The organism is Corynebacterium sp. UMB2355A (assembly GCF_033877495.1).
Lineage (GTDB): Bacteria > Actinomycetota > Actinomycetes > Mycobacteriales > Mycobacteriaceae > Corynebacterium > Corynebacterium pseudogenitalium.
Genome location: NZ_CP138855.1, coordinates 1,611,728 through 1,630,769 on the forward strand (window position 1 = coordinate 1,611,728; position 19,042 = coordinate 1,630,769).

The following is a 19,042-nucleotide window of genomic DNA, read 5'->3' on the forward strand; positions in this document are numbered from 1 at the left end:
GTAGCACATGACTACATATCATCTTCCACGCCGTCCACGTCGCCTCCGCCAGAATCCTGCGATTCGGCAGCTCACCGCGGAGACGCGACTGGCTCCGGCCGATTTTATTTTGCCGTTGTTCGTGGCTGATGGCATCACTGAACGCCGAGAGATTGCCTCCATGCCGGGGGTGTACCAGCACCCCACGGACACCCTGAAGGCGATCTGCCACGAGGCACTCGAGGAAGGCGTCCGCTGCGTTGACCTCTTCGGCGTGCCACTCGACGAGGATAAGGACGCCACGGGTTCCGTCGCGTGGGACCCGGAGGGCATCCTGAACCGGAACGTGCGCGCACTGCGCGAGGAGTTCGGCGAGGATCTGCTGATTATGGCCGACACCTGCCTGGATGAGTTCACGGACCACGGGCACTGTGGCGTAGTGGGCGTCGATAAGTATGGCAACCAGGTGGTGGATAACGATGCCACCTTGGACCTCTACCGCGATATGGCGCTGTCGCAGGCTGCCGCGGGCGCGCACATCGTGAGCCCGTCGGGGATGATGGACGGGCAGATCGGTGTGATCCGCGAGGCACTCGACGCCGAGGGCTACCAGGACGTGGCCATCATGGCGTACTCGGCGAAGTACGCGTCGAAGTTCTTCGGGCCGTTCCGCGACGCGGTCGGCTCCTCCCTGAAGGGCGACCGCCGCACGTACCAGCAGGACCCGGCGAACGTGCGCGAGTCTCTGCTCGAGACCGAGCTCGATATTGAGGAAGGCGCGGACTTCGTCATGGTCAAGCCTGCGCTGCCGTACCTGGATGTGCTCAGCCGCGTTGCAGACATGTCGCCGGTGCCGGTGGCGGCGTACCAGGTTTCGGGCGAATACGCGATGATGGTGGCCGCTGGTCAAAACGGTTGGATCGACTTCGAGGCGACCATGATGGAGTCGCTGACCTCTATCAAGCGTGCTGGCGCGGACCAGATTTTGACGTACTACGCAATCGAGGGCGCGCGTGCGCTGAAGGAGCTTCATGGCTAACACACCTCCCGCGGCGCAGGCCCCGGCCCTGCCACCGAGACACCGGAAGGACGAGCCGACGCAGCAACAGCCCGAGGCGGTGCGCTATCTCCTCGGCGCGTGGGCAGTGATGATCCTCGGTGAGCTCCTGCACCAGATCCTCGCCGTGGTGGTGACGGTGCTCGACCCGGCTGCGCTGCGCGAGGCGGCGAAGCAGGCCGCGAAGAACCAGTCGGAGGCGCTGCCGGAGAACATGATGCAGGCGAGCATGTACGCCACGGTTGTGCTGCTGGCGTTGCTGCAGCTGGGCATCATCGTGGTGTTTTGCCTGGCGCTGCGCTCAGTGCAGCGCCGCGGAAAGTGGATGCTCAACGCCACGCGGGTGCTGCAGGTCTTCTCGGTCTTCTTCGCGGTGCGCGTGCTCACGCTCTTCTTGATGACGCCCGCTGCGACTAAAGTGCCGGTTGCGCTGTTCGCCGTCGACGGTGCGGTGCAGATCGTGGTCGGTGTGGCGGGAGCATTGGGGCTGTTCTATGCTTCCCGGAAGGAATCGCAGGACTACCTGCGTCCGGCTGAGCAGTAGGGAAGAAGTGGAGTAACGGCGCATGGCTGATAATGTGACGCGCTCAATTGACGACGCCCGCCTGGCGGCCAAGGACGCCGGGTTCGACCCGGACTCGCGCCACTCCGAGGACAGCAACGGCAACCCGTTGCGCCCCCACGCTTCCTACGCGTTCGAGCTCGAGGGCCTGGAGGACGGCGCGCAGCTGCGCGACATCGAGGAGGCCCTCGAGGAGCTGCCGGGCGTGCAGGCGCGCCTGGTGTACCCGACGAAGATGGCGTGGGTAACCGCGCCGGACACCACGGCACCGCACACGATCGCCGAGGTGATGCAGCGCTTCGGGGTGGAGGTGCAGCTGACGGATTCGACGCTGCGCCGCCGCGCCCAGGGGCATTCGGTGGTGGATCACACGCTGCCGCGGCGTGGCACGCGCGGCATGTCCGGCCGGATGCGCCGGATGAAGGAACACGAGCAGCGCTCCCTGCGCACGGCGCGCGCGAGCGGGTTCGTGCGCACCGCCCGGCGGCGCCGTGGCATGATGCGCGGCCAGGACGTGTTGTTTACCGCCCGCGACTTGGTCACGCCGCTTCGCATGTGGATCGCTATTGTGCTGAGCATCCCGGTGATCCTGATGGCGTACGTGCCGCAGTTTCAGTTCCCGGGGTGGCAGTGGTGCTCGCTGGCGTTGTCCACGCCGGTGGTGCTGTGGTGCGCGTTCCCGTTCCACCGCGCGATGCTTGGTGGCGTGCGCCGCGGGATTTCCGCGCTGGACGGCGCGAGCTCGATCGCGATTTTGGCCGCTTGGCTGTGGTCGCTGGTCGCGGTGGTGCTGACGTCCGCCGGGCAGATCGGCTGGACTACCAGCAGCGGTTGGGTGCCGCACCAGATGGGCCACGACGTTGAGATCTTCTTCGAGGTCTCCTGCGCCGTCACCACGCTGCTGCTGGTCGGCCGCTACTTCACCATGCGCGCTCGCCCCCGCCTCATGGAGGACCTGCAGGCCCGCAACCCTGATCCGGACGCGGTGTACAAGGTGGTGCGTCGTTCGCGGGCGGGTAACGTGACGGAGGAAGACTTCCCGGCAGTCGAGCTGAACAAGGGGGATGACGTCTACGTCCACGCGGGCGAGATCATCCCTGCCGACGGCGAGGTGGTCGGCGGCTCTGGCGTGTTGAACCCCCAGATTATCGACGCCCGCGAGCCCTCCGAAGTGAAAGTCGGCTCAACGGTGCGCGCCGGGTCGGTGCTGCGCAGCGGCAAGATCAAGATGCGCGTGGAGCGCGTCGGACACACCACCCGCCTGGGCGCGGTGGAGCGCTGGGTGGACGCTGTGCTGCGCCACCAGAACGAGGCCACGTTGATGTCCACGCGCGCGGCGGGCCTGCTCATCCCAGCGGCCTATGCGCTGGCCATCTTGGATTTTGGGCTGTGGGTGCTGCTGACCGGCAACTACAACGCTGGCTTTTCCACGGCGTTGGCCATCCTGGTGGTGGTGGCGCCGGTGGCGCTGGCGATTTCGCCTTCGCTGGCGATCCGCCTCGGCATTGAGTCGGCGGTGCGAAACGGCATCCTGATCCGCGACGGCGAAACCTTCCGCGCGTTGGAGTCGACGGACACGGCCGTGTTCAACCGCGTGGGCACCCTTGTCAAGCCGCAGATGACGGTGGAGACCGTCACCGCGGAGCGCGGCGAAAGCCCGGAGATGGTGATGCGCGTGGCGGGTGCACTGTCGGTGGAGTCCAACCACCCGTCGGCACGCGCGATGGTGAAGGCGGCGCGTGAGGCGCGCGATGGGCGCACGAAGAGCGCCGATGTGCCGTCGTGGATCGAGATGAGCAACGAGGAAATCACGCCCGGCGGCGAGTTCCGCGGCCGCCTCACCTTGACCTACGGCGACGAGGACGAGGACCGTACCGAGTCCTTCGACGCCTGCCTGTGGCGCCCCACGAACTTGTCCCAGCTGCACGGCCGCCTCGCGATGGCCGCGACCGCCGGAGGCACCCCTGTAGTGGTGCGCTGGCGTGGCAAGGACCGCGGCGTGATCACCCTTTACGATCCCGCGAAGGACGACGCCCACGAGGCCATCAACCGCCTGGAACAGATGGGCGTAGAGACGGTGATGCTCACCCGCGATACCTACCCGGTGGCCCGCCGCTTTGCCGACTTTTTGGGTATGTCCAACGTGCTCGCCGGCATCACCGCGCCGGATAAGCCGGGGGCGGTTCGCGCCATCCACACGAAGGGCGCCACGGTTGCCATGATCGGCGACGCCACCGCGCTTCCCACTATCAAGGTGGCGGACGTCGGCCTGCTCTACGCCACCGACGACATTATCGACGCCCAGTCCTCCACCATCGCCCGCGCCTGCAACGCCGTGCTGATCCGCGACGACGTCTCCGCCGTCCCGCAGCTCATCGCGCACGCGCGCCGGGTGTGCCACATCATTGACTACAACATGATCTTCGCCTGGGCGTACAACTCCACCGCGATCGTGCTTGCCGCGATCGGCGTGCTGCCCCCGGTGGGGGCCACGCTGCTCATGCTGGGCAGCTCGCTCGTGATTGAGGCGCACTCCTCGCGGGCAAATCATTTTCCCTCCTAAACCGCAACGGCGGTAGGGTGGGGGACTATGACCAGACGCGACCTTTCTTCTGCCCCGCTCATTGAGGCCGCCAACGGCCGCACGCCCTCACGCACCCCGGTGTGGTTTATGCGCCAGGCCGGGCGCTCGCTGCCGGAATACCGCAAAGTCCGTGAAGGCATCTCCATGCTGGACTCCTGCTTCATGCCGGAGCTCCTCGCGGAGATCACGATGCAGCCGGTGCGCCGCCACGACATGGATGCGGCGATCCTCTTTTCCGATATCGTTGTGCCGCTGAAGGCAGCGGGTATCGGCGTTGAAATCGTGCCAGGCCGCGGCCCAGTGATGGAGAAGGCGATTACGACGAAAGAGGACGTCGATAATTTGCCGGTGCTGGACCACAACGTTGAGGAAGTGGCCAAGGGCATCGAGATCATTCTTGACGAGCTCACCGACACCCAGGCCCTGATCGGCTTTGTCGGCGCGCCGTTTACCCTGGCCAGCTACCTCATCGAGGGCGGGCCGAGCAAGAATCACGAGAAGACGAAGGCCATGATGCACGGCGACCCGGACACGTGGCACGCCCTGATGCGCCGCCTCGTGCCGACCATCAGCGCGTTCCTGCGCACGCAGGTCGACGCCGGCATCGACGCCATGCAGCTCTTCGACTCCTGGGCGGGCTTCCTCACCGAGGTCGACTACCGCGAGCACGTCCTGCCGTACTCCGCCGAGATCCTGAAGGAGGTCGAGGGCGTTATCCCGCGCATCCACTTCGGTGTGGCCACGGGTGAGCTGCTTGGCGCGATGTCGGAGGCCGGTTCCGAGGTGATGGGTGTCGATTGGCGCGTGCCGCTCGACGTCGCTGCGAAGCGCTTTGCGTCGCCGCGTGTGCTGCAGGGCAACCTTGACCCAGCGATGCTCTTCGCCGGTCCCGCCGTGGTGCAGGAGGAAGTGCGCCGCATCAAGGCGGAGGCCGCACGAGCTATCGACGCCGGCACCGCCACCGGCCACATCTTCAACCTCGGGCACGGCGTCTTGCCGACCACCGATGCAGGCGCCATCACCGACGCCGTCGCAATGATCCACGAAGCATAACGAAGGAGATCCCCATTGAATATCGCCATTGTCGGTGCAGGGCTTGCCGGGCTGACCGCAGCGTTTGAGCTGCGCAACTCCGGCCACACCGTCGACGTCTACGAAGGCAACGACCGCATCGGCGGCAAGCTGTACACCGTTGCGTTCGACGGCGGCCCCACCGATATGGGAGCAGAAGCCTTCATTGCGCGCCGCCCGGAAGCAAAGCAGCTCGTCGAAGAGCTGGGCCTGCAAGACTCGCTGGTCTCCCCATCGGGGATGCGCTCCCTGCTGTACGTCGACGGCGAAACCCGCGCTATGCCGGCAGGCGGCATGATGGGTATCCCATCTACCTCCGAGCCGGTCGCGCACCTGGTCAGCGAGGAAACCGCGCGGCGCATCGACACCGAGGCGGAGCGCGAGGGCTTCGAGTGGACCATCGGCGGCGACATGAGCGTCGGCGCCCTGGTCCGCGACCGCTACGGCGACGACGTCGTGGACAACATCGTCTCCTCCCTGCTTGGCGGAGTGTACTCCTGCACCGCCGATGACCTGGGCGTTCGCGCCACCGTGCCGCAGCTCGCCGCCGAGTTCGACCGCCTGGCCGCCGACGGCCCGGTGCACCTGTCCACCGCGGTCGCCAACCTGGAGGCCGCCCGGAAGAAGGCTGTCGCCGCGGCTGGGTCTTCAGGTGCCTCGAAGCCCTCGAAGCCGGTGCCGATTTTCGCCACGTTCCGCGAGGGCTACCAGGAACTCTACGAGGCGCTTGCGGAGCAGTCCGGCGCGAATATCTACGTCGACGCCTTCATCCCGTCCATCAGCCGCGAAGGCGAGGGGTTCCGTCTCAAGGGGGGCGAGGACACCGTCTACGACCGCGTGCTGTTGGCCACCCCGGCGCCGACGACCGCGCTGCTGCTTCGCGACATCGCCCCCGAGGCCTCCGAAGCGCTTCGCTCCGTCGAGTTGGCGAACTCCGCCGTGGTGGGCCTGCGCTTCGCCACCGACGAGGGCCTGCCGGAGAACTCCGGCGTGCTGGTCAGCACCGATGCGAAGGACGTGCACGCCAAGGCGTTCACGCTTTCGTCGCGTAAGTGGCCGCACCTCGCCGAGCGCGGCGGTGCCCTTGTACGCGCCAGCTTCGGCCGTTACGGCGACAACGTCGCCCTGACCGCCAGCGAGGATGACCTCGTGGACTGGGCCCTCGACGACCTGCAGACCATCACCGGCTTCGACGGCCGCGCCGCCGGCGTCGAGGAGATCTTCGTTCAGCGCTGGCTCGGTGGCCTTCCGCGTTACGACGCCACCCACCTGGCCACCGTGGCCAAGGTCCAGGACGCACTCGCCGACGTCGACGGTGTCGGCGTGACCGGCGCCTGGGTCGCCGGGGTTGGGGTCCCGGCCGTGATCGGCAACGCGCGTAAGGCGGCGCAGGATCTCCTCTAGACGAGCACTTTGCCCTTCTGCTCCGGCAGGACGAACGCAGCCGCGGCTGCCACGGTGAACGCCACCGCGAAGACCACGAATACGCTGGCGTGGCCGCCGAAGGCCAGGACTGGCGGGACGATCAGCGGCGCCAGGATCGAACCGACGCGCCCGAAGGCCGCAGCGGCGCCCGTGCCGGTCGCGCGGATCTGGGTGGGGTAGAGCTCAGGACCGATGGCGTAGAGGGCACCCCACGCGCCCAGGTTGAACAGGGAGAGCAGGCAGCCTGCGGCGATGATCTGCCAGGGCGCGGTGGCGAACCCGTAGAGCCCAGCCGACACCGCCGACCCGGCCAGGAAGACGGCGAGGGTGGTGCGGCGCCCCCAGACCTCAATGAGCCAGCCGGCCAGGGCGTACCCGGGCAGCTGGGCCAGCGTGATGATCAGCGTGAAGCTGAAGGAGCGCACGAGGCTGAAGCCTTGGTCCACAAGCAGGGAAGGGATCCAGGTGAACGCGCCGTAGTAGGCGAGGGAGACGCAGAACCAGACGGTCCAGAACGCGGCGGTGCGGGCGCGCAGTTCGGGACCCCAGATGTGATGGCCGGAACTTGCATCGGGATCGGTGGTGTTGGCGATGGGTGCGTCGGTAAGTAGTTCGGGTGGGACTTGCTCCTCGAAGCTGCGGACCACTGCCTCTGCTTCCTCGTCGCGGCCGCGCGCCTCCAGGAAGCGGACCGATTCGGGCAGCTGCATGCGCACGTACAGTGCGTAGAGCGCAGGCACGGCGCCGAGCGCAAGCCCCCAACGCCAGCCGTTTTCGCCCTCGGCGACGACGAACGTGCCGATGACCGCCGCCAGAATCCAGCCCGCCGCCCAAAACGCCTCGAGCCAGACCACCATCCGCCCGCGCACCTTCAGCGGCGCGAACTCGCTGACCAGCGTGGACGCGACGGGCAACTCCGCGCCGAGGCCAAGGCCGGTGAGGAACCGGAAGACGAGCAGGACAGCGACCGACCCGGCGAGCGCCGAAGCGCCCGTGGCCACGCCGTAGATCAGGAGCGTGAGGGCGAAGACCTGGCGGCGCCCCAGCTTGTCCGCGAGCAGCCCGCCGAGGGAGGCGCCGACCGCCATCCCGATGAACCCCACGGACGCGATCCAGCTCGTGGTGGTTTTCTCAAGGTCCCAGTGCACGGCCAGCGCCGCGATGACGAAGGAGACCAGCCCGACATCCATCGCGTCGAGCGCCCACCCCACCCCCGATCCGACGAGGAGCTTCTTGTGTTTCGGGGTAACCGGCAGCCTATCGAGGCGCTGCGTGCGGGTCAGTGCTGTTTTCATGGGCAAAACCTTAGAACAATTCTGGCTTTTATTTGGGAAAATTACGAAAGTTTCCTGCTAATCTGCCGGTATGAAGAAGCAGCTCGGACTCATGCTCGTTACTACCTGCTCAGCGGCCATGTTGGTGGCCCCGCAGGCCATGGCGGAGGACACCGCCCAGCTCACGGAGGCTCGCTGCGTGGCGCTTGTCGACGCGGTCAAGGACGCCACCGCGAAGCAGCGCGATGCGCAGGACCGCGAGCGCGCCACGCAGCAGACGCTCGATGCGGCGCAGCGCGACGTCGCCGCCGCCCAGGAAGAACTCAAGGCAGCAAAGGGCATGGTCGCCGACGCCCAACGACTCCTTGACGACGCCACCACCGACCGCACCGCGAAACAGTCCGCAGTGCCCGCCGGCGTGACGGCGGAATCTGCACAGCAGGCGCTCGAGGACGCGAAGGCGCGGGCCGCCGAAGCAGCCGCCGCCCTCGAAGCCAGCAAGGCCGAGGCGCAACAGCAGTTCGACCGCGGCTCCCTCGGCTTCTTCGAAGCCATGGGCGCAACCGACGCCGTCGCCGAACTGAACACCGACTTCCGCTTCAAAGAAGAAGACCCGGTGGCTGGGCAGACGGGCTACCGCATCGCGGACGACACCCACATCGGTGAGGCCGACGACGCCACCCACCTGGACAACATGAAGGCAGCCATTGGCTGGCTGCCCGAGGCCAACGAGCTCCGCGAAAGCGACGGCCAGCCCGCCCTGCCCGTCTCCGACTTCCTGATGGCGCAGGCCCAGGTAAACGTGAACTGGTCGCACCAGCTGCCGCGCGGGCACTCGAAGAACGGATGGGACAACCTGTCCTGGAACTACGAGAACCCGTTCAAGGGCTGGTTCCACGAGGAGCGCGTCGCGTACTTCGAGGCACTCGAGAAGGGCGAGGAGCCATTCGCGGCGGGCGCTGGCCACTACATGGCGATCGTCAACCCGGACATGCGCGCCACCGGCTTCGCCGTGAACACCAAAGCCTTCCGGTACCAGGGGTACCCGTGGCGTATTGCACACGCGCAGACCTTCGCCACCCACTGGATGAAGCAGGGCACGCCACTGTTCACCGTCGACGAGTACACCGAGCGCTTCAACACCTACTACGACGGCCTCAAGCACGCCATCGAGTTTGGCGACGCCACCAAGCGTCAAACGCTCGAGGAGCGCGAAGGGGACGTCGAAAAGGCGGAGCAGACCCTGGAAGCCGCACGCGCGCTGCAGGCGGCGCAGGAGCTCGTCGCGAAGCGTGAACAGGAACTCGCCGCCGCCAAGGAGGCGCAACCGGCCCGACAGGCCGCCGCCGAGGAAGCGCTGAAGGCTGCGAAGCAGATGCAGGAGGATGCGGCTGCTGCCGCTGCGGCCGCCAAGGCAGCCGCAGCCGAGGCCCGCGCAAACACCGAGCGCGCCGAAGCCGAATACCAACCCGTCAAAGCCGACTGCGACAAGCTGACCGGCGCCGACAAGGAAGGCTCCTCCACCGGCGGCATCATCGCCGGCGTAGTACTCGGGCTGCTGGCAATCATCGGAATCGTGGTAGCCACCAACCCGGGAATTTTAAATATGTTCTAGCTAGGTACACTCTCTGCTTATGCAAAGCGAGGAGCAGACCACACCCGAACCAGAATGGTGGGAACAACCAGGCATGCCCTGGAACAGCAAACCAACCAAGGCCGACTACTGGTGCCTTGGCTGGTTCGGCTTCGTAGGCCTCTTCGGCCTCGCCATGATCCCGCTCCGTGCCTGGCTGCTTGGGCTGCACCCGCCCATCATGCTGGCCATTACCGGTTCCCGGATTGGAGCGGCGTCGACGGGCGCGCTCGCCGCCGTCGGCGAGGTGCAGCACTGGCTGGGCTACCTGCTCATCGGCACGCTGATGGCCATCAAGTTCGACTGGATCTATTGGTGGGCCGGCAAACTGTGGGGGCGCGGAATCCTTGACGTGCAGGCGCAGAACTCCAAGCGCAGCGCCCGCAACATCGCGCGCGTGGAAAAGTGGGCCCTCAAGCTCGGCTGGTTGGGGATCTTCCTCGCCTACGTACCGATCCCGCTGCCCATCGCCTTCGTCGTCTTCGTCCTGATGGGCATGACCGGCATGCCGCTGTGGAAGTTCATGGTGCTGGACTTCATCTCGAAAACCCTGTGGTCACTTGGGTACTTCGCCCTCGGATGGTGGATCGGGGAGCCCGTGGTGTACGTGCTGGAGCAGTACGCGAAGGTGGCCAACTGGATTGCCATCGGCCTGATCGTGGTGATCATGTTCGGCGCGTTTAGGAGGCAAGCGAAGAAAGCGTAGGCGGGTGCGCGCACCAAATTCCCTCACGCAGTTTGCTCGACCTGGGCTTTTCCAAATCGCCGCGCGAAATCCAGGAATTTGGTGCCCTCTCAACCGTGCCAGTGCCAAAGGACGCAACCCCCTTTTCACGACCTGGGCTTTTGCGTCCTCCCCGAACAAGAATTGCGTCCTTTGGCACTCGCTCCCCAGAAAATTAGCGGTACACCACCACTGAGGAGAAGTCCTCGTCCCCGTGGCCCTTCTTTTGCTGCTCCTGCAGGGAGGCAACTGCGGCTGCCACGGCGGGCAGCTCCTTGCCGGCGGCCTCGGCGGTGGCGAGCATCAAACGCGCGTCCTTCTCGATGGCGTCGGTGGAGAAGTCGCCGGGGTTGGTGTCGCGTTCGCCGAGGAGGAAGGGGGACTTCATGTTCACGATGAACTCGAGGCCGGTGGAACCGAGCATGTCGACGATGGTGGCGTCGTCAAGTCCTTGGGCGTTGCCGATGTGCAGGGCTTCCTTGAACCCCTGCATGGTCACTGCCAGGGCGAGGTTGGCGATGAGCTTGCCCGTCGCGGCCTGGGCGGCGGTGTCGACGACCTTGAGGCGTTCCGGGTTCGCGGCGGCCCACGGCGCGACGACGTCGGCGACTTCCTTGCGGCGCTGCTCGGTGGCGCCGCCGACGTAGACACCGAGCTTTCCGGCGCGCGCCGGGATGAGCGAGCCGACTACGGGGGTGTGGACGAAGGTGGGGACGGCGGCGGCGAAGGAGTCGGCGTCGGCGGGGGAGATGGTGGTGGCGTCGGCCCAGGTGACGCCGTCGGGGATGAGGCCGGGTTCGATGATGACTTCGCGGACGGTGTCGGGGCCGAACAGGGAGGTGATTACGAGGTCGGAGCCTTTCACGGCGTCTGCAGGGGTGTCGGCGGCGGTGGCGCCGCGCTCCACGAGCGGGGCGGTTTTTGCTGCGGTGCGGTTCCAGACCGTGAGGTCGTGGTCACTGACAAGCTTGAGTGCTAATTCGGTACCCATACGGCCGAGGCCTAAAAATGCAATCTTCATATCGCCTAGGATAGGCAACTATGACGAAGACGAACCTGACTTCAGAAAATACTGCTCGTTCTGCTGAGTTGTTTGCGCGCGCTCAGCGGGTCACGCCGGGTGGGGTGAACTCGCCGGTGCGCGCGTTTGGCTCGGTGGGTGGGCAGACGCGCTTTATTGAGAAGGCGTTCGGCAGCACGCTTGTAGATGTCGACGGCAACTCCTACGTGGACCTGGTGGATTCGTGGGGTCCGATGATCCACGGGAATGCGCACCCGGCGATCCTGGAGGCCGTCGAGAAGGCGCTGGTGAACGGGTTGAGCTTCGGCGCGCCGACTGAGGCCGAGGTGGAGATCGCGGAGATGATCACGCAGCGTACGTCCGTGGAGGAGGTGCGCATGGTCAACTCGGGTACTGAGGCGACGATGTCGGCGGTGCGCCTGGCGCGCGGGTATACGCAGCGCCCGAAGATTATTAAGTTTGATGGCTGCTACCACGGCCATGTGGACGCTCTGTTGGCGTCGGCAGGCTCCGGCATTGCGACGTTCTCGCTGCCGGATTCGCCAGGGGTGACCGGCGCGCAGGCGGCGGACACGATCGTGGTGCCGTACAACGACATCGAGGCTGTGAAGCGCGCGTTCGCGGAGAACGAGGGCCAGATTGCCGCCGTGATCGCGGAGGCGGCCGCCGGCAATATGGGCACGGTGGCGCCGCAGGACAACTTCAACGCGAAGCTGAAGGAGGTCTGCCACGCTAACGGTGCCCTGCTCATCCTGGACGAGGTGATGACGGGCTTCCGCACCTCCTACTCCGGCTGGTACGGGGTTGACGGTGTTGCGGGTGATCTGACGACCTTCGGCAAGGTCATCTCGGGTGGGTTGCCGGCGGCGGCCTTTGGTGGGCGTCGAGAAGTGATGGAGAAGCTGGCGCCGAACGGGCCGGTGTACCAGGCGGGCACCCTGTCCGGAAACCCGGTGGCGATGGCGGCTGGCATGGCGTCGTTGCGCCTGGCCAGCGAGGATATTTACCCGGTGCTGAACCGCAACGCGGACAGGCTGGAAGATTTGGTCAGCTCAGCGTTGACGCGTGAGGGCGTGGCGCACCACATCCAGCGCGCGTCGACGATGCTGTCGGTGCGCTTCGCGGAGGGCGAGGGCCACAACTTCGACGACATGAAGGCGGCGGACACGTTCCGCTACGCGCCGTTCTTCCACGCGCTGCTGGACCACGGCGTGCACGCGTCCCCGAGCCCGTTCGAGACCTGGTTCGTCTCCACGGCGCTGACCGACGACGACTTCGCCACCATCGAGGCCGCGCTCGCCCCGGCTGCGAAGGCCGCAGCCGCCGCGACCCCGGAGGGCCAGTAAATGACGCGAACTGTTGTCCACCTGGTGCGCCACGGTGAAGTGTTCAACCCGAAGAAGATCCTCTACGGGCGCCTGCCGGGCTACCACTTGAGCTCCCGCGGCTACTCGATGGCCGCTGCGACCTCGAAGTTTTTCGAGGGCCGCGATGTTACCTACCTGGCGGCCAGCCCGCTGCTGCGCGCGCAGGAGACCGCGCAGCCGATTGCGGAGGTCACTGGCCTGGAGATTGATACCCGGGAGGAGATCCTGGAGGCCGGCAACACCTTTGAGGGGCTGCGCACCAAGGGGTGGCGCTCCCAGCTGTGGAACCCGATCCGGTGGCGCCACATGCTTAAGCCCTGGGAGCCGAGCTGGGGCGAGTCCTACGAGGACATCTTCGCTCGCATGGACGTCGCGATTGAGGACGCCCGCCAGCGCGCCGAGGGCCACGAGGCCGTGTTGGTGAGCCACCAGCTGCCGATCGTGACGGTGCAGCGCTACGTGCAGGGCAAGCCCTTCGCGCACGCGAGCCGTCGCTGCGAGCTGGCCAGTGTGACGTCACTTGTGTTCGACGACGACGTTGTTGTTGACTGGTCATACTCAACCCCCGCATCCGCGATCTAACCTGGAAGGACCCTATGACCGTGCGCCGCAGCCTTGTCCCATTCGTTGCCGCAGCCGTGCTGCTGAGCGGGTGCTCGAGCGCCAGCGACAACGGCGGGTCCTTCGCGTTCCACTCGCCGGGCGGGCAGGTGGAGCTGTTCTACCCGCAGGAGGAGCGTAAGCCGCTGCCGGACTTTTCCGGCGAGTCCCTGATGGAGCCGGGCAGCGAGATTTCGCTCAGCGACTTCGACGGCGAGGTCGTGGTGCTCAACGCGTGGGGCCAGTGGTGCGCGCCGTGCCGTGCGGAGGTCGACGACCTCCAGGAGGTGCAGGAGTCCATCGAGGGCTTCGGCACCGTGCTGGGCATTAACGTGCGTGACCACAACGCGGACATTGCGCGCGACTTCATGAAGGACAACGGGGTGACCTACCCATCCATCTACGACCCGCCGTTTAAGACCGCCGCGTTCTTGGGCGGCGTGCCCAGCTCCGTGATCCCGACGACGATCGTGCTGGACACCCAGCACCGCCCGGCGGCGGTGTTCCTGCGGGAGGTCAACGCCCAGGAGATCATTGACCTGGCGAATACGCTGCACCAGGAGGCGGAGGCCTAAATGGGGGAGGCGTTATCGGAGCTGGTCTCCCAGGGGCCGCTGCTGCTGGGAATGCTGGCGGCTGCGCTGGCCGGGTTGGCGTCCTTCGCCTCGCCGTGCGTGGTGCCGCTGGTGCCGGGCTACATGTCGTACCTGACGGGCATCGTGGGCGGGGAGCTCAACGTGGATGAGCACGGGGTATCTGTGACGCGGCGCCGCTGGGCCGTCGCCGGCGCGGCGGGCCTGTTCATCCTCGGGTTTACGGTGGTGTTCCTGTTGGCCACCGTGACCGTCTTCGGCGCGGTGAGCGCGGTGGCGCTCAACGCTGAGACCCTGATGCGCGCGGGCGGCGTGGTCACGATTGCGATGGGCCTGGTGTTCGCCGGCTGGGTGCCGGCGCTGCAAAACGACACGCGGCTGCGACCGAAGAAGTGGACCACGCTGCTGGGCGCGCCGCTGCTCGGCGGGGTGTTCGCGCTCGGGTGGACCCCGTGCTTGGGGCCGACGCTCGCCGCGATCGTCTCCGTCTCTGTGGGCACGGCGGGCATGACGGCGGCGCGCGGCGTGCTGCTGGTCATCGCGTACTGCCTCGGGCTGGGGCTGCCGTTCTTGCTGGTGGCGCTTGGCTCGGCGAAAGCGGTGCGTAGTATCGAGGTGCTGCGAAAGCACTCGCGCACCATCCAGGTGATCGGCGGGGTAGCGATGGTCATCGTCGGCCTGCTGCTGCTGACAGGGGCCTGGAACGTGTTTATCGGCTGGACGCGCCAGCTCGTCGTCGGATATGGAGCAACGGTGATTTAAATGAGCACTGCACTCACGTGGCTACGCAGGTCGTGGCACTGGCTGACCAGTATGCGCACCGCGCTGCTGCTATTGTTCCTGCTCTCCCTGGCCTCCATCCCGGGAGCGCTGCTTCCGCAGCGCACGGTCTCCGCGACGCTGGTAGACGACTACCTGCGCGCCAACCCAACCATGGGGCCCATCTACGACAAGCTCCAGCTCTTCGACGTCTTCGATTCCACCTGGTTCGTCGCTATCGTCACGCTGCTGATGGTCTCGCTGGTCGGGTGCATCATCCCGCGCTCGATTGACCACTGGCGCGCGTACCGGGCCACGCCGACCAAGGCGCCGAAGTACCTGTCCAGGATGCCGCTGCATGCGGAGGGGGACGTCGATACGCCGAAGGACGAGTTGGAGGCGAAGGCGCGCGCAGTGCTGCGCAAGTGGCACGTGGCTTCCTACCAGCCGGAGGAAGACCGCGCCGGGGTGTTCTCGATCTCGGCGGAGCGCGGCTACTCCCGCGAGCTGATGAACCTGCTGTTCCACATCGGGCTGGTGGGCATGATCGTGGCGTTCGCGGCGGGCCGCATGGTCTTCTACGAGGGCCAGGTCATCATGGTGACCGAGTCCGAGTCGCAGTACGCGGTGCCGGTGGAGCAGCCGCGCCAGTTCTGTAATACGTCGCCTGCGAACTTCGACGTCTTCCGCGCCGGACCGCTCTTCGACGGCACCGGCCTGCACCCGTTCTGCATCGAGTCGAAGAACTTCCGCGCCGAGTACCTCAACACTGGGCAAGCGAACGGGTTCTGGTCGGACGTGGCCTACACACCGGACGTGGCCGCCCCACGTGAGCAGTGGCAGGATTTCACGCTGCAGGTCAACCACCCGCTGCGCGTGGACGGCAACCGCGTCTACCTGCAGGGGCACGGCTTTGCCCCGCAGGTGACCATCACCTGGCCGAACGGGGAGTCGCGCACCCAGATGGTGCAGTTTAGGCCCACGGACGTGCAGAACTTCCTGTCCGCCGGCGTAATGCGTTTCGACCCGCAGGCATGTACCCGGACCTCACCGATCGCCGCGAGCACCAGATCGCCATCGAGGGCAACTTCGCGCCGACCGCCCAGTGGACCGGCGTGAACGGCGACATGCTGCAGTCCGGCTTCCCTGCGATGCAGGACCCAGCGATGGCCGTAGACATCTACGTCGGAGACGCCGGCCTGGACACCGGCCGCCCGCAGAACATCTTCGTGCTGGACCAGAACCTGATCGCCGAGGGGCGCCTGCAGAAGGTGGAGCGCGTCAACCTGGTGCCGGGGGAGGAAACCACCCTTGAGGGTGGCATCCGCGTGCGCTTCGACGGCGCCGCCGAATACGCCAACTACCAAATCTCCCACGACCCGACCCAGGGCTGGATGCTGGCAACCTCGGTGCTCATGCTGGCCGCGCTGGCTGGCTCGCTGACCATCAAGCGCCGCCGCCTGTGGATCCGCCTGACCCCGACGGCCACCGGCACCCACGTGGAGCTCGCCGGCCTGGCGCGCACGGACCGCGCCGGGTGGGGCGCCGAGTTCGATGAAATCGTGGAGGAAATCCTGGGCATTTCGGAGGAGGAGAACCCCTCCTTCGAGGTTGATGACCTTGGCTAACCTGCGATGACGCGGTAGATTGTTCCCCATGCTTGTCGATTCCACGATGGCGGACCTCTCAGACCTCACGTTCCGCACCGCGTTCATCCTGTACTTGGCTGCGCTGATCATGTCCTGTATCTACTACGGGCGCATGTTCGGCGTGCTCGACATGCGCCGCGAGCGCGCCCGCATGGATCAAAAAGTCGCCGTGGGGGCCGGGGGCGGCTCCGAGCTTATCGACGTCCCCTCCGACTCCTTCGACCAGGCAGAATACGACCGCCGCGTCGCCGGCGCCCGCAAGTGGGCGAACATGACGCAGGCGCTGATCTGGTTCGGCATCGTGCTGCACGTCGCGTCCTTCATTACGCGCGGGCTGGCGGCGAAGCGCTTCCCGCTCGGCAACCTGTACGAGTACATCCTGGCCATGACGGCCGTCGTGATGGTCGCAGCCGCGATCGTGGTGCAGCGCAAGAACTGGCACACCATCTGGCCGTGGCTGCTCGCCCCGATGGCGATCGCGATGTTCCTCAACTCCACCGTGTTCCACATGCACGTGGCACCGGTGGTGCCGGCGTTGCAGTCCTACTGGCTGCCGGTGCACGTTTCGTCGGTGTCGGTGGGGGCGTCGATAGGTATTGTGTCGGGAATCTTTGCGCTGCTGTACTTGCTGCGCATGTGGCAGCCGCGCGGCGAGGAGCGCGGGTTCTTCGGCGCGATTGCGAAGCCGCTGCCGAGCGCGAAGACGCTCGACCAGATCACCTACAAGACGGCGATCATTACACTGCCACTGTTTGGAATCGGCATCGTGTTCGGCGCGATTTGGGCTGAGGTCGCCTGGGGTCGCCCGTGGGGTTGGGACGCGAAGGAAACCGTGTCCATGATTACGTGGATTCTGTACGCCGCCTACCTCCACGCGCGCGCCACCGCCGGCTGGAAGAACTCGAAGGCCGCGTGGATCAACGTTTTTGCCTTGGCCATGACCATCTTTAACATGACCTATGTAAATACTGTCATTGCTGGACTTCACTCGTACGCAGGATTGAACTAATGAAAACACTGATTACAGGAGGGGCCGGCTACATCGGCTCCACAATTGCATCGTGCTGCTCCGACGCAGGCATCACCCCGGTCATCTTGGATGACTACTCCACTGGCCTGCGCGTCTTCGCAGAGCGCTTCGACCACTACGAGGGCGACATCGCCGACACCGAGCTGCTCAACAAAATTTTCGACGACCACCCCGACATCGAAGCCGTCATCCACTGCGCGGCCAAGATCATCGTGCCGGAGTCCGTCGCGCAGCCGCTCGAGTACTACGACGTCAACGTCGGCCGCGCAACCAAGATGCTGCAGGTCCTTCGCGACCGCGGCGTCAAGCGCGTCATGCTCAGCTCGACCGCCGCAATGTACCAGGCGGACGAGGACTTCACCGTCAACGAGTCCTCCGTTGTGGCGCCAACCAGCCCGTACGCCGCGTCGAAGTGGATGCTGGAGCGCGTCATGGCTGACGCCGCTGCCGCCGGCCAGATCCAGGCTGTGGCCCTGCGCTACTTCAACCCGATCGGCGCCGACCCACAGCTGCGCACCGGCCTGCAGAACCCGCTGCCGTCCCACGCGCTGGGCAAGATGATCACCGCCCACCAGAGGGGTGAGGCGTTCACGGTCACCGGCGTCGACTGGCCAACCCGCGACGGCTCCGGCCTGCGCGACTACGTCCACGTTTGGGACCTGGCCCGCGCCCACGTCGCCGCCCTCAAGGCCGACCTCGCCCCATACGAGGTCATCAACCTAGGCACCGGCACCGGCACCACCGTCTTCGAGCTCGCGGAGGCGTTCAAGTCCGCCAGCGGCTCCGACATGGAGGTCACCACCGCACCACCACGCGAGGGCGACGTCGCCGGTTGCGCACCGCGCATCGACAAGGCGCGCGAGGTACTCGGCTGGTCCCCAGAACTCACCATCGAGCAGGGCGTCCGCGACTCCCTGGCCTGGGCAGAGAAGCTGCCCGAGGTCCTCGCCGAGGAAGCAACGCGCAGCTAGTCTTCGCCGCGCTTCCTCCGACGCTCCTCCTCTTCACGACGCCGGCGCTCCGCCTCCTCGCGGGCCCGGCGTTCTTTAAACCTATTCTTCTCAATCTCCCACAGGAACTCCTCATCATCATCCGGCCCCTTAATAACCGGTGGCTGTTCCTGCTGCTGCACCCCGTACCCTCCATACCGTGCATTCGACCCCGGGCCGAACGCGCGCCACATCAAGTACACAGCCAGAATGATCAGAGCGATGAGTAGAAGCCTTCCCATGCCCTCTAACATACTGGTCCACCTTTGCGTTAGGCTAAGTCCCCATGGCCCCCATGAGTGAAGCACCCGAAGTTGACCCGAGCGCGAAGCGTCGCGCAAACAAAGCCGCCGCCATCTACGGGTTGTACCGGCTCCTCCTCTTCATCGTCCTCACCGTGGTGATCCAGCTGCTAGCCGTCGCGGTTGGGGCGCCCGTCCCGCTGATCATGTCGGCCCTGCTGGCCCTCATCGTGGCGTTCCCGCTGTCCATGCTGGTGTTCAAGAAGCAGCGCATTGAGGCCGTCCAGGCGCTTGCACATTGGAAGGAGCAGCGCCAGGCCCGCAAGGCGTGGATCGAGGCCGAGCTGGCCGAGCGTTAGTTCTCTCGTGGGACGGTGTGCACCACATTCCTGCATTTTGGCGTCGTGGGTTCGCAAAGCCCAGGTCGCCTGTTCTGCGCGAGGGAATTTGGTGTCAGGCAGGTCGGTTCGAGTGCCAAAAGAC

The 19,042-nt window shown here is 66.1% G+C and carries 17 protein-coding genes and 1 pseudogene; 15 read left to right on the top strand and 3 right to left on the bottom strand.

Translation table 11 applies throughout. From position 1 onward, the window contains the following. Positions 1 to 7 precede the first annotated feature (7 nt). From hemB to R0V12_RS07495, 5 genes are read left to right on the top strand one after another with little or no spacing between them, the layout of a single operon-like run. Positions 8 to 1,018: a porphobilinogen synthase gene (hemB, locus tag R0V12_RS07475; protein ID WP_320072411.1), complete on the top strand. Its 1,011-nt coding sequence runs from the start codon at positions 8 to 10 to the stop codon at positions 1,016 to 1,018. After that, entirely contained in the window at positions 1,011 to 1,580 is a 570-nt protein-coding gene (locus tag R0V12_RS07480; RefSeq protein WP_256042382.1) for a hypothetical protein, read from the top strand. The genes hemB and R0V12_RS07480 overlap by 8 nt, the downstream gene beginning before the upstream one ends. Positions 1,581 to 1,602: 22 nt before the next feature. Beyond that, the gene (locus R0V12_RS07485) at positions 1,603 to 4,161 is read left to right on the top strand and encodes a heavy metal translocating P-type ATPase (protein ID WP_320072412.1); all 2,559 of its coding nucleotides are present in this window, start codon (positions 1,603 to 1,605) and stop codon (positions 4,159 to 4,161) included. Between the two features lie 27 nt (positions 4,162 to 4,188). After that, the gene (gene hemE, locus R0V12_RS07490; RefSeq protein ID WP_320072413.1) at positions 4,189 to 5,235 is read left to right on the top strand and encodes a uroporphyrinogen decarboxylase; all 1,047 of its coding nucleotides are present in this window, start codon (positions 4,189 to 4,191) and stop codon (positions 5,233 to 5,235) included. A 15-nt stretch (positions 5,236 to 5,250) separates the two neighbouring features. After that, entirely contained in the window at positions 5,251 to 6,657 is a 1,407-nt protein-coding gene (locus R0V12_RS07495) for a protoporphyrinogen oxidase (protein WP_320072414.1), read from the top strand. Here R0V12_RS07495 and R0V12_RS07500 read toward each other — a convergent pair. Next, entirely contained in the window at positions 6,654 to 7,973 is a 1,320-nt protein-coding gene (locus tag R0V12_RS07500) for an MFS transporter (protein WP_320072415.1), read from the bottom strand. The genes R0V12_RS07495 and R0V12_RS07500 overlap by 4 nt on opposite strands. Positions 7,974 to 8,043: 70 nt before the next feature. Here R0V12_RS07500 and R0V12_RS07505 point away from each other — a divergent pair, with 70 nt between their 5' ends. Next, positions 8,044 to 9,567, top strand: coding sequence for a CAP domain-containing protein (locus R0V12_RS07505; protein WP_320072416.1), 1,524 nt, complete (start codon positions 8,044 to 8,046; stop codon positions 9,565 to 9,567). Between the two features lie 19 nt (positions 9,568 to 9,586). Then, positions 9,587 to 10,291 carry a DedA family protein gene (locus tag R0V12_RS07510; RefSeq protein WP_320072417.1) on the top strand — a complete coding sequence of 235 codons (705 nt, stop codon included), beginning with the start codon at positions 9,587 to 9,589 and terminating at the stop codon, positions 10,289 to 10,291. Positions 10,292 to 10,484: 193 nt separating this feature from the next. On the opposite strand, the gene R0V12_RS07515 is transcribed toward R0V12_RS07510, so the two are convergent. Next, the gene (locus R0V12_RS07515) at positions 10,485 to 11,330 is read right to left on the bottom strand and encodes an NAD(P)-dependent oxidoreductase (protein WP_311475607.1); all 846 of its coding nucleotides are present in this window, start codon (positions 11,328 to 11,330) and stop codon (positions 10,485 to 10,487) included. A gap of 20 nt (positions 11,331 to 11,350) precedes the next feature. Between R0V12_RS07515 and hemL the strand changes: the two genes are divergently transcribed. The 7 genes and pseudogenes from hemL (at position 11,351) to galE (ending at position 18,299) form a co-directional block, all read left to right on the top strand. Continuing rightward, on the top strand, positions 11,351 to 12,676 hold the full coding sequence (gene hemL / locus R0V12_RS07520) for a glutamate-1-semialdehyde 2,1-aminomutase (protein WP_320072418.1): 1,326 nt from the start codon (positions 11,351 to 11,353) through the stop codon (positions 12,674 to 12,676). Beyond that, positions 12,677 to 13,279: a histidine phosphatase family protein gene (locus R0V12_RS07525; RefSeq protein ID WP_070363187.1), complete on the top strand. Its 603-nt coding sequence runs from the start codon at positions 12,677 to 12,679 to the stop codon at positions 13,277 to 13,279. 14 nt (positions 13,280 to 13,293) lie between these two features. After that, a complete protein-coding gene (locus tag R0V12_RS07530; RefSeq protein ID WP_070363186.1) occupies positions 13,294 to 13,872 on the top strand; it encodes a TlpA family protein disulfide reductase in 579 nt (192 codons plus the stop codon). Beyond that, complete coding sequence (locus R0V12_RS07535; RefSeq protein WP_320072419.1) at positions 13,873 to 14,652, top strand: cytochrome c biogenesis CcdA family protein; 780 nt, start codon at positions 13,873 to 13,875, stop codon at positions 14,650 to 14,652. Next, positions 14,653 to 16,277 (top strand): annotated as a pseudogene (locus tag R0V12_RS07540) (cytochrome c biogenesis protein ResB). A 28-nt stretch (positions 16,278 to 16,305) separates the two neighbouring features. Further along, positions 16,306 to 17,307 (top strand): c-type cytochrome biogenesis protein CcsB, encoded by a 1,002-nt coding sequence (gene ccsB, locus R0V12_RS07545; RefSeq protein ID WP_070975705.1) that lies wholly within the window; start codon positions 16,306 to 16,308, stop codon positions 17,305 to 17,307. After that, the gene (gene galE, locus R0V12_RS07550; RefSeq protein WP_070477405.1) at positions 17,307 to 18,299 is read left to right on the top strand and encodes a UDP-glucose 4-epimerase GalE; all 993 of its coding nucleotides are present in this window, start codon (positions 17,307 to 17,309) and stop codon (positions 18,297 to 18,299) included. Before ccsB ends, galE begins: the two co-directional genes overlap by 1 nt. Here galE and R0V12_RS07555 read toward each other — a convergent pair. Continuing rightward, positions 18,296 to 18,559, bottom strand: coding sequence for a hypothetical protein (locus tag R0V12_RS07555; protein WP_070477766.1), 264 nt, complete (start codon positions 18,557 to 18,559; stop codon positions 18,296 to 18,298). The two genes, galE and R0V12_RS07555, sit on opposite strands and share 4 nt — an antisense overlap. Before the next feature lie 44 nt (positions 18,560 to 18,603). Between R0V12_RS07555 and R0V12_RS07560 the strand changes: the two genes are divergently transcribed. Beyond that, a complete protein-coding gene (locus R0V12_RS07560) occupies positions 18,604 to 18,918 on the top strand; it encodes a DUF4229 domain-containing protein (protein ID WP_369822028.1) in 315 nt (104 codons plus the stop codon). Positions 18,919 to 19,042: the final 124 nt, after the last annotated feature.